Source organism: Geothrix oryzae, assembly GCF_030295385.1.
GTDB lineage: Bacteria > Acidobacteriota > Holophagae > Holophagales > Holophagaceae > Geothrix > Geothrix oryzae.
The window spans coordinates 1-14,304 of the sequence record NZ_AP027079.1 but is presented as its reverse complement, the minus strand read 5'-3'; the positions used below and the strand labels follow the sequence as shown (position 1 = coordinate 14,304).

Genomic DNA, 14,304 nt, shown 5'->3' with positions numbered 1-14,304 from the left:
GATGGCGTCAGTCCATCAGTCCCAGCACCCGCATCGCGGGCCTCAGGATGCCCCACAGGACGGGGTCGAAGCCCAGGGTGAGGACACCGGCCTTCCCGTCGCCCGTGAGATCCAGGTGGGCCAGCAGGTCGGCGCTCACCGCCACATCGCGGGAGCTGGGCGGGGCCTCCACCCACTTCACGCCGGCGGGGGCGTCCTTCCTGGCCAGGGACTGGCCCTCCAAGGCGCGGATCTGGAGCACCAGCAGGTCCCCGTGGAAGGAGGGGACGCGGATCTCCAGCAGGCGGCCCTTGCCCGCGATGGGGGGGACGGGCACCACCTCGAAGGCCTGGCGGTAGCCCAGCTTGGCCAGATCCGGATCCTCACCGTTGAGGATGGCGAGGGTCTGCTCCACGAGGCCATCCAGGCCCCGGTCGCCCATCCAGGCCACCGAGCGCAGGTGGGTGCCCCCCACTTCGCCCAGGCCGGTCAGCAGGGTCGGCAGCAGGGCCAGCACCTGCTCCAGGGCCGGCCGGCCCCGGAGGGCCAGCGTGCCTTTGGGCCAGGGGCCCGCCAGGGGCATGGGGTCGGTTTTCGGTTTGGGTTCCGCACGCAGATCCAGGATGCGGCCCGGGAAGGTCGCCAGCAGGGCCGGGTCCGGCGTGTCCGCCAGGATCACGGCGTCCAGCCCCTCCAGGAGGGCCTGGCTCGGCGCGAAGACCACCAGGTCGCCCACCTCCTCCTCCACGGAGAGCGCGCCAATGGAAAGGGGCACCACGGACGCGTCCCGCGCCTCCAGGGCGCCCACAAGTTCCCGGCCCAGCATCGTCTGGGCACCGATCACGGCGAGTTTCAGCATGGTCAAACCTTTCGCGGTCAAACGCGCACGGCGGCTTCGTCGGCCGGGGCGTGGTCCTTCAGGGCGGCGGCCACGGGGCCCGCCAGGAACTGGCGCACCTGGTCTCCGGCGCGGCCGGTGAACCGGCGCGCGTCCAGCAGGGATGCCAGTTCAGCTTCGGTCATGGCCCAGGCGGGATCCTCCGCCAGCAGCTTCAGCAGCTCGTTGGGGCGGCCCTCGGCCTTGATGCGGCGCCCCGCTTCGAGGGCGGCCCCGCGGAACCGCTCGTGGAGGTCCTGGCGGTCGCCGCCGCGCTTGACGGCCTCCATGAGGAGCACCTCGGCAGCCATGAAGGGCAGCTCCTGGCTGAGGCGCGCCTCGATCATCTTCGGATACACGACGAGGCCCGAGGCCACATTGCGGAAGAGCACCAGGATGGCGTCCACCGCCAGCAGGCCCTGGCTGATGGTGAGGCGGCGATGGGCGCTGTCGTCCAGGGTCCGCTCCATCCACTGGCTGGCGCTGGTCTGGTAGCTGGAGGGCATGAGGCCCAGCACGAAGCGGGCGAGGCTGTTGATGCGCTCCGAGCGCATGGGGTTGCGCTTGTAAGGCATGGCGCTGGATCCGATCTGCTTCGACTCGAAGGGCTCTTCCACTTCCTTGAGGTGCTGGAGCAGGCGCAGGTCGCAGGCGAACTTCGAGGCGGAGGCCGCGATGCCGCAGAGCACCTGGCCGATGCGGTCCTCCAGCTTCCGAGTGGCGGTCTGGCCGCTGACGGGGATGGCCGGGAAGCCGACCTTGGCGCAGAAGCGCTGTTCCAGGGCTTCCACCTTGGCGCCGTCGCCCTCGAAGAGTTCGAGGAAGCTGGCCTGGGTGCCCGTGGTGCCCTTCACGCCGCGCACGGGTGTGGTGCGGATGAGGTGGTCCAGGTCCTCCAGGTCCAGCAGCAGGTCCTGGATCCATAGGGTCGCGCGCTTGCCCACGGTGGTGGGCTGGGCCGGCTGGAAGTGGGTGAAGCCCAGCGTGGGCTGATCCTGCCACTGGGCGGCAAAGGCCGACAGGGCCGCGATCGCGTCCTGCAGGCGCCGCCGCAGCAGGGTGAGGGCCTCCTGCGCGATGAGCAGGTCCCCGTTGTCCGTCACGAAGCAGCTGGTGGCCCCCAGGTGGATGATGGGCCGCGCGCCGGGCGCCTGCTCGCCCCAGGCGTGGATGGCGGCCATGACATCGTGGCGCAGGGCCGCTTCATGGCGGGCGATGGCCTCGAGGTCCACGGCGTCCTGGGTGGCCTTCAGCTCGGCGACCTGGGCCTTCGTCACCGGCAGCCCCAGTTCGGATTCGGCTTCCGCCAGGGCGATCCAGAGCCGCCGCCAGACCCGCTGGCGGTACAGCGGCGACAGCAGGCGCACCATGGCCTTGCTGGCGTACCGGCTGGCCAGGGGGTGCTCGAATCGCTCCAGCTCGGGACCATCGTGGGGCGGGAGAAAGGGCATAAGAACTCCGGCCCTCCAGTGTCGCACGGCCGCGGACCTGTGATTCCGCTCACGAAGAGGCTTCCTTGGCCTTGGCGCACCGCGGCTAGGATAGGGGCATCACCCGGGAGCCCCCGCCATGTACGAAGTCATCCGAACCTCCGACCCCGCCGTGTTCCAGGCCCTCGAGCTGGAGGTGCAGCGCCAGCGGCACCACCTGGAACTCATCGCGTCGGAAAACTACGCCTCCCGCGCCGTCATGCAGGCCATGGGCTCCCACTTCACCAACAAGTACGCGGAAGGCTATCCCGGCAAGCGCTACTACGGCGGCTGCAGCCAGGTGGACATCGTCGAGAACCTGGCGCGCGACCGGGCCAAGCAGATCTTCGGCGCCGAGCATGCCAATGTGCAGCCCCACAGCGGCGCCCAGGCCAACATGGCCGTCTACCTCGCGGCCCTGAAGCCCGGCGACACCGTGATGGGCCTGGATCTGGCCCACGGCGGCCACCTCACCCACGGCCACCCCCTGAACAGCTCCGGCATCCTCTACAAGTTCGTGCCCTACCATGTGCGCCAGGAAGACGAGCGGGTGGACATGGACGAGGTCCGCACCCTGGCGCGGCAGCACCAGCCCAAGATGATCGTCGTGGGCGCCTCGGCCTACAGCCGCACCTGGAACTTCCCCCTCTTCCGCGAGATTTGCGACGAAGTGGGCGCCCTGCTCATGGTGGACATGGCCCACATCGCCGGCCTGGTGGCCACGGGCCACCATCCGAGCCCCGTACCGCACGCGGATTATGTCACCACCACCACCCACAAGACCCTGCGGGGCCCCCGCGGCGGTCTGATCCTCTGCAAGTCCCAGTACGCCAAGGACCTTGACCGCGCGGTCTTCCCGGGCGTCCAGGGCGGTCCGCTCATGCATGTCATCGCCGCCAAGGCGGTGGCCCTGCACGAGATCATGCAGCCCGAGTTCAAGGCCTACAGCGGCCAGGTCATCTGCAACGCCCACGCCCTGGCCAAGGGCCTGCAGGAGCGCGGCTGGCGCATCGTCAGCGGCGGCACGGACAACCACCTGTTCCTGGTGGATCTGCGCGACCACGAGCTGCTGGGCCACGAGGCCGAGAACTGCCTGCACCGGGCCGGCATGACCACCAACAAGAACGGCATCCCCTTCGACCCCAACCCGCCCCTCAAGCCCTCGGGCGTGCGCCTGGGCAGTCCCGCCCTCACCACGCGCGGCATGAAGGAGGCGGAAATGGATCAGATCGCCCGCTTCTTCGATGTCACCCTGCGGCATCGCGGCGATGAAAGCACCTTCGCCCGCGTCCGGCAGGAAGTCTTCCACCTCACCGATCAGTTCCCCATCCCCGAATAACCGGTGGCGGGTCCCCTCCGCTCGTCCAGTTCTCCCCCAGGCCGCTTCGGCGGCCCGGGGGGGCTCGGCCCGGGGAAACGGATCCTCTGCGTTCTCGGCCTCGCCCTGGTCTACCTGGGGGCCGCCAAGACGCCCTTCCCCTCGGGCCTTCCCTTCCAGGCCTACCTCTTCTGGCCCGCCGCCGCCGTCGCCCACACGGCCTTCTTCATCCTGGGCGCCGACGCCGTCTGGGGGCTGGCCCTGGGCTCCCTGGCCCTGAATCTCGGCGGCTGGCTGCCCTGGCCCCATGCCCTGGCCATGGTCGTCCTCCAGACCCTCGAGCCGCTGATCGCCTGGCGGATCCTGGTGCGCCTGGGGGTCGGCCGGCCGGACCTGCGCCAGGTCCGGGACCTGCTCCGCTGGCTCGGGGTCTCGGCGGCGGCCGGCGCCTTCTTCTCGGCGGGGCTGGGGGCCCAGGTGGTGGGCCTCGCCCACCGGGATGGGGGGTTCAGGGATCCCCTGGCCACCAGCCTCTCCTGGTTCCTGGGAGATCTCACCGCCCTCCTCTGCCTGGGCCCCGCCCTCCTCCATGCCCTCGTCCCCCGGGAGGCCGATCCGGAAGAGACGGCCCTCTTTCGGCTGAGACACCCCGTTCTGGAGGGGCTCGCCCTGGCGGGCCTCTGCCTGCTCCTGCTGTTCGGGGCCCGGATCAACCCGGGGCTTTCGCGCGATGTGGGTCTGGCCCTCCAGTTCGCCCTGGTGCTCCCGATGCTGGGGGTGGCCCTCCGCTTCGGCCCCCGCGGCACCTCCTGGGGCGTGGCCCTGCTCTCCCTCAGCATGCTCGTGCTCCTCTGGGTCCAGGGCCGGGCGCTTCCCCAGGAAGCCTTCCGCTTCTCCCAGCTCTACCTCATGGTGCTGGCCCTCGCCGCCCTGATCACGGCCGCCGCCGCCGAGGAGGCCCGCGCCGCCCGCCGGGCCCTGGAAACGCGCGAGCTCCAGGGCCAGCGCATGGAGGCCGTGGCCACCCTGGCGGGCGGCCTGGTGCACGGGTTCAACAACCAGCTGACCGTCCTGCTGGGCAACCTGGACCGCCTGCGGCTGCTGCCCCCGGGCTCCCCGGAGGCCGCCATCGTCACCGGCCGGATGGAGGATGCCACCCTCTCCATGGAGCGCACGGTCCACCAGCTGAAGGCCCTGTCCCACCAGACTCCCCTCCGGGCCTTCTCGCTGCCCCTCCGCGAGGCCCTCGCGCCCTTCCTCCTGGAAACCGCCGCCCTGCCCGACCGCATCGACTTCCAGGTCGACCTTCCGGAGGATCTGGTGGTCGGCCTGGATCCCGAGCTCCTGCGGCAAGCCCTCCAGCTTCTGGTGGCCAACGCCGTGGAGGCCCTCTCGGGCACCGGCCGGATCCGGCTTCGCGCCGAGCGGGAGGATCCCTGGGTCCGTCTGATCCTCGAGGATGACGGCCCGGGCATGACCCCCGAGGTGCTGCGGCGGGCCTGCGACCCCTTCTTCACGACCCGTTCCGTGGGCCGGAACCGGGGGCTCGGGCTCTCCATCGCCTTCTCCCTCGCCCGGCAGATGGGGGGCTGGCTCACCCTCCACAGCCGCCCCGGGGAGGGGACCCGCGCCGAGCTGGGTCTGCCCCAGGGGAAGGCCATGGAGTCCCTTTCGGTTCCACCCCTCGCCACCCTGCGGACTCGGCGGATCCTTCTGGCCGACGATGAGGCCGGCATCCGCGAGCTCACCCAGGAGGTCCTCCGGGACCACGGGTTCGAGGTCGTGGAGGCCGCCGACGGACAGGAGGCCCTGGAGGCCTTCGAGGCCGATCCCTCGGGCTGGGATCTGGTCATTCTCGACCTCGTCATGCCGCGGCTCCACGGAGCCGATGTGCTCAGCCGCATCCGGGGCTCCCGCCCCAACCTCCCGGCCCTGCTCATCAGCGGGTACAACGCCGAGGCGCGACCCGGCCTCCTGGAGGGCCCCCACCAGCGCTTCCTGGCCAAGCCCTTCCGGATCCGCGACCTGGTGGCGGCCATGGAAGAGCTGGGTCTGTTGACCCCCGAGGCGGATTCCTCCCGTGAGCGCTGACGGCCTCTTCGTCTACGGCACCCTCCGCGAGGGGGGATCCCGGCACGCCTGGCTCCGCCGGACCGATCCCGAGGGCCTCACGGGCGCCTGGGTCGCCGGTCGCCTCTTCCACCTGTCCGCGGGCTATCCCGCCCTGGTGGCCGGGGCCGAACCCGAGGTCCCTCCCCCGGGGCCCGGCTGGGTCCGGGGGGACTTCGTGGGCTATGACTCCGAGGGCGATCTGGAGTCCGCCCTGGCGGACCTCGATTCTCTGGAGGGCGTGGAGGAGGGACTCTTCTCCCGCCAGATCCTGCCCGTCCTCCTGGAGGGGGGCCACCGGTACCGGGCCTGGGTCTATGTGTTCCATGTGGAACGCCTGCCCCGGCTGGAGCGGGAGGCCGTGGAGCTTCCGGACGGCGACTGGGCGCGGTACTTCTAACGCAGAAGGGCGTGGGCAAGCCCACGCCCTTCTGCGTTAGCCGACAGAATCCGCGGAGCTACAGCCCCAGTTTCGGCTGCTCGCCGTTTTCGTCCGGCCCCGGGTGAGCCGCCTCGACTTCGACGAGATCCTCCTCTTCGTCCAGGGCCATGGCGCTGGCGTCGATCTTGGCGAGGCCCACGACGCGGTCCTCGGCGCTGGCCAGCTTGAGGAGGCTGACGCCCTGGGCATTGCGGCCCGTCTTGCGGACCTCGTCGATGAGGAAGCGGATGACCATCCCCTCCTGACTGATGAGGAGGCAGCCCTCGCCGGGCTTGACGAGCTTGAAGCCCACCACCTGCCCGTTGCGGACGCCGGCGCGGATGTTGATGACGCCCGTGCCGCCGCGCCCCTGGAGGCGGTAGTCCTGGAGGAGGCTGCGCTTGCCGTAGCCCTTCTCGCAGACCGTGAGCAGCATGCCGTGATCCTCGGTGCTCTCGTCGGGCTCCACGCCCTCCGGCAGGTCCGGCAGGGGCTCGGCCACTTCCATGTCCACGATGTGGTCGCCCTTGGCCAGCTTCATGCCCCGCACGCCCGTGGTGGCGCGGCCGGTGGCGCGGACATCCTCTTCGGGGAAGCGGATGGCCTTGCCCTGGGCCGTGGCCAGGACGATCTGCTGGGTTCCCGTGGAGCGGCGCACGGCCACCAGGCTGTTGCCGTCATCGATGTTGAGGGCGATGAGGCCATTGGTCCGGATGTTGGCGTAGGCCGCCAGGCTGGACTTCTTCACCGTGCCGTCGCTGGTGGCGAAGACCAGGGTCTCGCCCTCGGGGAAGTCCCGCAGGGCCATGAGGGTCACGACATTCTCCCCGTCCTTCAGGGAGATGAGGTTGCGGATGTGCTTGCCCCGGGTGGAGGCGGCGGCTTCCGGCAGGTCGTAAACCTTGAGGGCGTACACGATGCCCTTGTCTGTGAAAGCCATCAGGGTGTCGTGGGCCTTGGTCATGAAGAGCTGCTCGACGAAATCCTCGTCCTTGGTCTTCATGCCCACCTTGCCCTTGCCGCCGCGCCGCTGGCGGCGGTAGGCGGTGAGGTCGGTGCGCTTGATGTAGCCCGCCTTGGACATGGTGACGACCATGGGGTCGTCCGGCACCACATCCTCCATGCGGATCTCGCCGGAGTAGCCCACGATCTCGGTGCGACGGTCGTTGCCGAACTGGTCGGCCACCTGCTGCAGCTCCTCCTTGATGACCTGCAGGAGCAGCTTGTCGTCGGCGAGGATGGCCTTGAGCTTGGCGATCTGCTTTTCGAGCTCGGCCAGCTCGTCGAGGATCTTCTCGCGCTCCAGCCCCGTGAGGCGCTGGAGGCGCATGTCCAGGATGGCCTGGGCCTGCACGGCGGACAGGCAGAGGCTGGGGTCCTTCTTGAGGGCGGCGGCGGTGGCGAAGGCCCCGGCCATCAGGCCGGCCTTGGCCTCCTCGGGGCTCTTGGCGCCGCGGATGAGCTTGATGACCGCGTCCAGGTGGTCCAGGGCGATCTTGAGGCCCATGAGGACATGGTGGCGGTCTTCGGCCTTTCGCAGCTGGAACAGGGTCCGGCGCGTCACCACCTCGCGGCGGAAGCCGATGAACTCCTGCAACACCTCCCGCAGGGTGCAGATCCGGGGCTGGCCGTTCACGATGGCCAGCATGGTGATGGGGAAGCTGTTCTGGAGCTGGGTCTGCTGGTAGAGCTGGTTCAGGACGATGTCGCTGGGTTCGTTCTTCTTCAGCTCGACGACGAGGCGGATGCCCTCGCGGTCGGATTCATCCCGCAGGTCGCTGATGCCGTCGATCTTCTTCTCGCGCACCAGTTCGGCGATCTTCTCGATGAGGGTGGCCTTGTTCACCTGGTAGGGCAGCTCCGTGAAGACCAGCTGCTCGCGGTCACCGGCCCGCCGGATCTGCTCCACATGGGACTTGGCGCGCACCACGCAGCGGCCGCGGCCCGTGCGGTAGGCGTCCAGCACCCCCTCGGTGCCCAGCATGATGCCGCCGCCCGGGAAGTCGGGAGCCTTGATGTGGGCCATGAGGCCCTCGAGGCCCAGGCTCGGCTGATCGATCAGGTCCACCAGGGCGTGGCAGCACTCCCGCAGGTTGTGCGGGGGGATACTGGTGGCCATGCCCACGGCGATGCCCTGGGAGCCGTTCACCAGGAGGTTAGGGAAGCGGGCCGGCAGGGTCAGGGGCTCCTGCATGCTGCCGTCGTAGTTGGGGCCGAAATCCACCGTGTCCTGGTCGATGTCGCCCATCATCTCGTTGGCGAGGCGGGACAGGCGGGCCTCGGTGTAGCGCATGGCCGCCGCGGAGTCGCCGTCGATGGAGCCGAAGTTGCCCTGGCCGTCCACCAGCACATGGCGCATGGAGAAGGGCTGGGCCATGCGGACGAGGGTGTCGTAGATGGCGGAGTCGCCATGGGGATGGTACTTACCCATCACATCGCCCACGGTGCGGGCGGACTTCTTGTAGGCCCGGTTCCAGTCGTTGCCGGCCTCCTTCATGGCGAACAGCACCCGGCGGTGCACCGGCTTGAGGCCGTCGCGGACATCGGGCAGGGCCCGGCCCACGATGACGCTCATGGCGTAGTCCAGGTAGGACTTCCGCATTTCTTTTTCGATTTCCAGGGGTTCGATACGGTTCGGGTTCATGTGGCTTCCGGTGTTCTACGTGGAACTCTGCTCGACATCCTGCAAAAACAGAACTTAGATGTCGATGTTCTCCGCCAGGAGGGCGTTGGTCTCGATGAAGCGGCGTCGGGGTTCCACGGCATCACCCATGAGGACGGTGAAGATCTCGTCGGCTGCCACCGCATCGTCCACCCGAACCTGCAGCAGGGTGCGGCGCTCGGGATCCATGGTGGTCTCCCAGAGCTGCTCGGGGTTCATCTCGCCCAGGCCCTTGTAGCGCTGGATGCCGAGCCCCCGCTTGCCCTCCTCGAGGACCATGGCCAGCATCTCCTCGGGATCCGTGAACACCTGCTCCTTGCCGAGCTTGGGGGTGCCCTCCTCGACCTCGACCTCGTCCTCGCCGTCCTTGTCCTTGGGGACATCCTTGATGTCCTTGAGGCGGCGGAGCCGCAGCTCGCCCCCGCGGAAGCCGGCCAGCTCGACCTGCAGGGCGGCCAGGCGGCGGAACTCGCCCCAGTGGGCCACCTGGCTGTCGATCCAGAGGGTGATGGGGCGGCTCAGGTGCATGCGGACCAGGCGGAGGCGATGGCTGGCGGGCGTGGTCATCGCGGGCTCCTCGCCCTCGGCGGGGCGCTCCTCGCCTTCGATGGTTTCAATCTCGCAGGTGCCGAGCTTCTGCTTCACGAGGGCGGCGGCCAGCTGCTCCAGCCCTTCCCTGCGGGTGAACCGGTCTTCGTCCAGCAGGCCCTCGGCCAGCAGCGCACGGACCAGGGGACGGGCATAGCCGCGGCGCTCCAGCTTGCCGAAGAGCTGCTGCACCTCGCCCCACTTCTTCATCTCGCGCACCAGGACGGCGCCCCGGTGCTCCGTGCCGTCCGGCAGGCTGAGGGACCAGCCGTCCAGGGCCTTCTGGAAGAGAAACTCCTCCATGGCGCGCTCGTCCTTGAGGTATTTCTCCGTCTTGCCCTTCTTCACCTTGTAGAGAGGCGGCTGGGCGATGTAGAGGTGGCCGCGCTCCACCAGCTCCGGCATCTGCCGGTAGAAGAAGGTGAGCAGCAGGGTGCGAATGTGCGCGCCGTCCACATCGGCGTCGGTCATCAGCACGACCTTGTGGTAGCGGAGGTTCTCGATCTTGAACTCATCCTTGCCGATGCCGGTGCCCAGCGCCTGGATGAGGATCCGGAGCTCCACGGCGCCGATGATGCGGTCGAAGCGGGCCTTCTCCACGTTGAGCACCTTGCCCTTGAGGGGCAGGATGGCCTGGGTGGCGCGATGGCGGCCCTGCTTGGCGCTGCCGCCGGCGGAATCGCCCTCCACCAGGAAGATCTCGCTGAGGGCCGGATCCTTCTCCTGGCAGTCCGCCAACTTGCCCGGCAGACCGCCTCCGTCGAGGGCGCCCTTTCGGCGGGTCAACTCGCGGGCCTTCCGGGCGGCCTCGCGGGCGCGGGCGGCCTCGATGGCCTTCTCCAGGATGGCCTTGGCCTCCCGGGGGTTCTCCTCGAAGAACGCCGAGAGCTTCTCGTAGACGATGGTCTGGACGATGCCCTTGACCTCGCTGGACACGAGGCGATCCTTCGTCTGACTGGAAAATTTGGGATCAGGGACTTTGGCACTAAGAACCGCCGTCAGGCCCTCGCGGACATCCTCGCCCGAGAGGCTCACCTTGGCGCTCTTCAGCAGGTTGTTCTTCTCGGCGTAGGCGTTGATGACGCGGGTCATGGCGGCCCGGAAGCCCTCCAGGTGCGCGCCGCCGTCGCGGTTGCGGATGTTGTTCGTGAAGCAGTAGAGGGTCTCCTGGTAGGAGTCGTTCCACTGGAGGGCCACCTCGACGGTGGTGTCCTGCTTCTCGTCCTTGATGTAGATCGGGGGCTTGTGGAGGACCGGCTTGTTGCGGTTCAGGTGCTCCACGAAGGAGCTGATGCCCCCGGCGTTCATGAAGTCCTGGTTGTCGCCGGTGCGCTCGTCCGTGATGCGGATGTGGACGCCCTGGTTCAGGTAGCTCAGTTCCCGCAGTCGCTGGCTGAGGGTCTCGAAGCTGAAGTCGAGGACATTGTTGAACACCTCGGGGTCGGGCTGGAAGCGCACGCGGGTGCCCCGCCGCGCCGTGGGCCCCACGGGCTTCAGGGGGGCGTCGGCCTTGCCCTGGGAGAAGGTCATGGCGTACTCCTGGCCCTCCTTCCAGATGGTGAGCCAGAGCTTGGAGGACAGGGCGTTCACGCAGGACACGCCCACGCCGTGGAGGCCACCGGACACCTTGTAGGCGTTCTTGCCCTCGGTGCTGGTGTTGTCGAATTTCCCGCCGGCGTGGAGCACCGTCATGATCACTTCGGCGGCGCTGCGGCCCTCTTCCTTGTGGATGTCCACGGGGATGCCGCGCCCGTTGTCCTCGACGCTGCAGCTGCCGTCGTTGTGGAGCACCACATCCACGCGGGTGCAGAAGCCCGCCAGGGCCTCGTCGACGGCGTTGTCCACCACCTCGTAGACCATGTGGTGCAGGCCGCTGCCATCGTCGGTGTCGCCGATGTACATGCCGGGCCGCTTGCGGACGGCCTCGAGGTCTCTCAGAACCGTGATGTTGTCGGCGGTGTAGCTGTCGGATTCCTGGGGAGTGTGTACGCGTGAGGTGAAGACTTCTTCGGACATCAAGACTCGCTTTGTCGAAATCGGTGAAGTGCGGTGCGGATCAGGCCGTGGCGCTGTTGGCGAAGCGCACGGGCATGAGGACATAGCGGAAGCTGAAGTCCTCGAGGCTGGGGGACATGAAGACGCCCTGGCCCACTTCGTCCTTGAACTGGTAGACGACTTCCTCGCCGGGGAGCCGCTCCAGCAGCTCGGTGAGGTAGTCGATGTTGAAGGCCAGCTCGAAGGGGTGTTCTTCGCCCGTGAAGGGCAGCGTGGCCTGGTTCACGCCCTCGTCGGGGTGCTGGAAGACCGTGCGCAGGTTGGGGAATTCGTAGAACAGGCGCACATTCTTGTTGTAGTCGTCCTTCTTCAGGCCCACGAAGCGCAGCGTGCGGAGGAAGACCTCGCGATCCATGATCACGCGCTTGGGCAGCTCGGCGGGCAGCACCTTCTCGTAGGCCGGGTAGTTGCCGGTGACGAGGCGGGTGCTGAACTTGAGGCCCGGCTGGTCCAGGTAGAGCGTGGTGCCGTCCCAGCAGAGCTCGACCTCGCCCTCGTCGCCCAGCAGCGTCGGGATGAGGTCCAGGGCCCGCTTGGGCACGATGAGGCGGACTTCATCCTTGAGCTTGGTGTCGCAGGGGACCTCGGCCACCGCGAGGCGGAAGCCATCGGTGGAGACCACGCGGACATGGTGCTTGGAGAGGTGCAGCAGCACCGCCGACAGGGTGGGTTTGGTGGCGTCCTTGCTCACGGCGATGGAGCCCAGCTGGATGGCCCGCTTGAACCGCAGCACGGGAATCCTCACCACCGGCAGTTCCTTGCTGGGGGCGGGCAGCTCGGGGAAGCCTTCGCCGGGCTGGATGTTGTGCTCGGAGTTCATGCCCTTGGCCCGCAGCCACAGGCGGCCGCCCGCATCGGGGCACTCCAGGCTGAGGATGCCCTCGGGAAAGACCTTCACGGTCTCGATGAACTTCTTGCCGGGCACGGCCATGGTCCACTGCCCCTGGCCTTCGCCGGGGACCGTGGCCTCGAAGGCCAGTTCCATGTCCGTCGCCTTCATGACGACTTCCTTCGGGCGCACATCCACGAGGATGTGCTGCAGGATCGGAAGCGTGACCCGACGGTCCAAGGCATGCCTCAGGATCCCGAGGGTGCGATCCAGACGATCCTTGGAAACCTGTAACTGAAGACTCATGAATCACCCTTGATGATGCTGATGCCCGGGGCAACCTGTGGAAAGACGACTCAAAGCCCTATCCTACCGGAGTTTCCCCGCCTGGGACAGGCTGTGGACAACCCCCTGGAGGCTGAGGAGAAGGAGGGTTTGGCAGGGCGAGAACCCGGTGCCGGAGCGCGGTGTGGAACCGCGGTTGTGGGGTTCTGTGGAGATCCGACTAACGCCAGCATCTTCAATGGATGCTGTTCAACAGAGCCTGGACCATCCTGTGGAATTCGGGATCGCGCTTCATGCGCTCCCGCACGGAGCCGATGGCGTTCATCACGGTCGAGTGGTGCATGTTGAACGAGCGGCCGATGTCCATGAAGGGAATGGAGGCGATCTCGCGGGCCAGGTACATCGCGACCTGGCGCGGAAGCAGGATGGCCTGCTGCCGCGAGCGCTTCTTCATCAGGTCTACGAAGGGCACATTGAAGGTCTCCGCCGTCATGCGGAAGATGCGCTCGGGAGGGATGGCGGCGGTGGGTTCTTCCCCGCTCTGGCCCTGGAAGGCCGCGTGGGCGACCTCGAGGGAGGGCGGCACCCCGACGAGGCTCGCCTGGAAGATGACGCGGGTGAGGAAGCCCTCCAGGTCGCGCACGCTGCCCTTGGCCTTGTGGGCGATGAAGGTGAGCACATCCTCGGGGATGGGCGGCACATTCTTGAAGTCCGCGTCCTCCAGCTTCTTCTTCAGGATGGCGATGCGCGTCTCGAAGTCCGGGGGCTGGATGTCCGCGGTGAGACCCCACTTGAAGCGCGTGATGAGCCGCTCGTGGCAGCCCTCCAGGCGCTGGGGCGGCTTGTCCGAGGTGATGACGATCTGCTTCCCGTTCTGGAGCAGGTACTCGAGGATGTAGAAGATCTCCTCCTGCGTGCGCTCCATCTTGCCCAGGGTCTGCACATCGTCCAGCAGGAGCACATCGTTCTGCTGGTACTTCTTGCGCATGGGCTCGGTGTTCTTGGCCCGGATGGCGACGGTGAGCTCGTTGAAGAAGTGGTCCACCTTGAGGTAGGCCACCCGCAGCTTGGGGCTCCGCGCCAGCAGGCCCTTGCCGATGCCCACCATGAGGTGCGTCTTGCCGAGTCCCGCCCCGCCGTAGATGAACAGCGGGTTCATGCTGAGGGGCGTGGCCGCCTTGCCGTAGTTGTCCACCACCGCCTTGGCCGCCGCGAAGGCCAGCTGGCTGCCGGGGCCCTCCACGAAGCGGTCCAGCGTGTAGCGGTTGAAGAGGTGCGGAAAGGACACGGGCGGCTCGGCGGCCGCCGTACCGCCAGCGGCCGCACCCTTTCGTGCCGGAGCCTTGGGGGCCGCTGGGGCGCCGCTGACCTGGAACACGAGGCGCAGGTCCGCCAGCCCGCCCTGGGCCAGGGCGTCGTTGAACTCCTCGGGAAGCTGCTGCTCGATCCAGAGCTTCGCCGCGGCGCTCGGCACCTGGATCCACAGCGCCCCGTCCTCGACCTTGTGCGGCTCGCAGGGGGCGATCCACTCCTTGAAGCTGGCTTCCGGGAGCTGCTTGGAAAGCCCGAGTCGGATGGTGTCCCAGAGGGCGGCGGGATCGGCGGATGGCATGGGTTCACCGGATGCGGTGGAGGAACGGGAGGGGTTGGCGCCGACGCGGCGCCTCCGCGCAGGCACGGGCATCGAGAGGGCGGGTTGCGACGCCATCGGC

9 protein-coding genes are annotated in these 14,304 nt (G+C 68.2%); 3 read left to right on the top strand and 6 right to left on the bottom strand.

All coding sequences use genetic code 11. The features are described 5' to 3' along the window. Positions 1-7: 7 nt before the first annotated feature. Together QUD34_RS00045 and purB are read right to left on the bottom strand one after the other, a co-directional pair. A complete protein-coding gene (locus QUD34_RS00045; RefSeq protein ID WP_286354534.1) occupies positions 8-838 on the bottom strand; it encodes a hypothetical protein in 831 nt (276 codons plus the stop codon). A gap of 17 nt (positions 839-855) precedes the next feature. Next, the gene (gene purB, locus QUD34_RS00040) at positions 856-2,307 is read right to left on the bottom strand and encodes an adenylosuccinate lyase (RefSeq protein WP_286354533.1); all 1,452 of its coding nucleotides are present in this window, start codon (positions 2,305-2,307) and stop codon (positions 856-858) included. Between the two features lie 118 nt (positions 2,308-2,425). Between purB and glyA the strand changes: the two genes are divergently transcribed. Genes glyA through QUD34_RS00025 form a run of 3 tightly spaced genes read left to right on the top strand, consistent with a single transcriptional unit; the run spans position 2,426 to position 6,152 of the window. Continuing rightward, positions 2,426-3,664 (top strand): serine hydroxymethyltransferase, encoded by a 1,239-nt coding sequence (gene glyA / locus QUD34_RS00035; protein ID WP_286354532.1) that lies wholly within the window; start codon positions 2,426-2,428, stop codon positions 3,662-3,664. 3 nt (positions 3,665-3,667) lie between these two features. Then, on the top strand, positions 3,668-5,734 hold the full coding sequence (locus tag QUD34_RS00030; protein WP_286354531.1) for an ATP-binding protein: 2,067 nt from the start codon (positions 3,668-3,670) through the stop codon (positions 5,732-5,734). Beyond that, positions 5,724-6,152 (top strand): gamma-glutamylcyclotransferase family protein, encoded by a 429-nt coding sequence (locus tag QUD34_RS00025; protein WP_286354530.1) that lies wholly within the window; start codon positions 5,724-5,726, stop codon positions 6,150-6,152. The genes QUD34_RS00030 and QUD34_RS00025 overlap by 11 nt, the downstream gene beginning before the upstream one ends. A 58-nt stretch (positions 6,153-6,210) precedes the next feature. Here the strand turns inward: QUD34_RS00025 and gyrA are convergent, their stop codons facing one another. The 4 genes from gyrA to dnaA all read right to left on the bottom strand — a co-directional run bounded on the left by gyrA (position 6,211) and on the right by dnaA (position 14,204). Continuing rightward, entirely contained in the window at positions 6,211-8,817 is a 2,607-nt protein-coding gene (gene gyrA / locus QUD34_RS00020) for a DNA gyrase subunit A (RefSeq protein WP_286354529.1), read from the bottom strand. Between the two features lie 54 nt (positions 8,818-8,871). Next, the gene (gyrB, locus tag QUD34_RS00015; RefSeq protein ID WP_286354528.1) at positions 8,872-11,439 is read right to left on the bottom strand and encodes a DNA topoisomerase (ATP-hydrolyzing) subunit B; all 2,568 of its coding nucleotides are present in this window, start codon (positions 11,437-11,439) and stop codon (positions 8,872-8,874) included. Positions 11,440-11,479: 40 nt separating this feature from the next. After that, positions 11,480-12,613 (bottom strand): DNA polymerase III subunit beta, encoded by a 1,134-nt coding sequence (dnaN, locus tag QUD34_RS00010; protein ID WP_286354527.1) that lies wholly within the window; start codon positions 12,611-12,613, stop codon positions 11,480-11,482. A 214-nt stretch (positions 12,614-12,827) separates the two neighbouring features. Further along, complete coding sequence (gene dnaA / locus QUD34_RS00005) at positions 12,828-14,204, bottom strand: chromosomal replication initiator protein DnaA (protein WP_286354526.1); 1,377 nt, start codon at positions 14,202-14,204, stop codon at positions 12,828-12,830. Positions 14,205-14,304: the final 100 nt, after the last annotated feature.

Coding starts and splice junctions, on each gene's coding strand:
- QUD34_RS00045 (WP_286354534.1), bottom strand. CDS start 838: ATGCTGAAACTCGCCGTGATCGGTGCCCAGACGATGCTGGGCCGGGAA.
- purB (WP_286354533.1), bottom strand. CDS start 2,307: ATGCCCTTTCTCCCGCCCCACGATGGTCCCGAGCTGGAGCGATTCGAG.
- glyA (WP_286354532.1), top strand. CDS start 2,426: ATGTACGAAGTCATCCGAACCTCCGACCCCGCCGTGTTCCAGGCCCTC.
- gyrA (WP_286354529.1), bottom strand. CDS start 8,817: ATGAACCCGAACCGTATCGAACCCCTGGAAATCGAAAAAGAAATGCGG.
- gyrB (WP_286354528.1), bottom strand. CDS start 11,439: ATGTCCGAAGAAGTCTTCACCTCACGCGTACACACTCCCCAGGAATCC.
- dnaN (WP_286354527.1), bottom strand. CDS start 12,613: ATGAGTCTTCAGTTACAGGTTTCCAAGGATCGTCTGGATCGCACCCTC.
- dnaA (WP_286354526.1), bottom strand. CDS start 14,204: ATGCCATCCGCCGATCCCGCCGCCCTCTGGGACACCATCCGACTCGGG.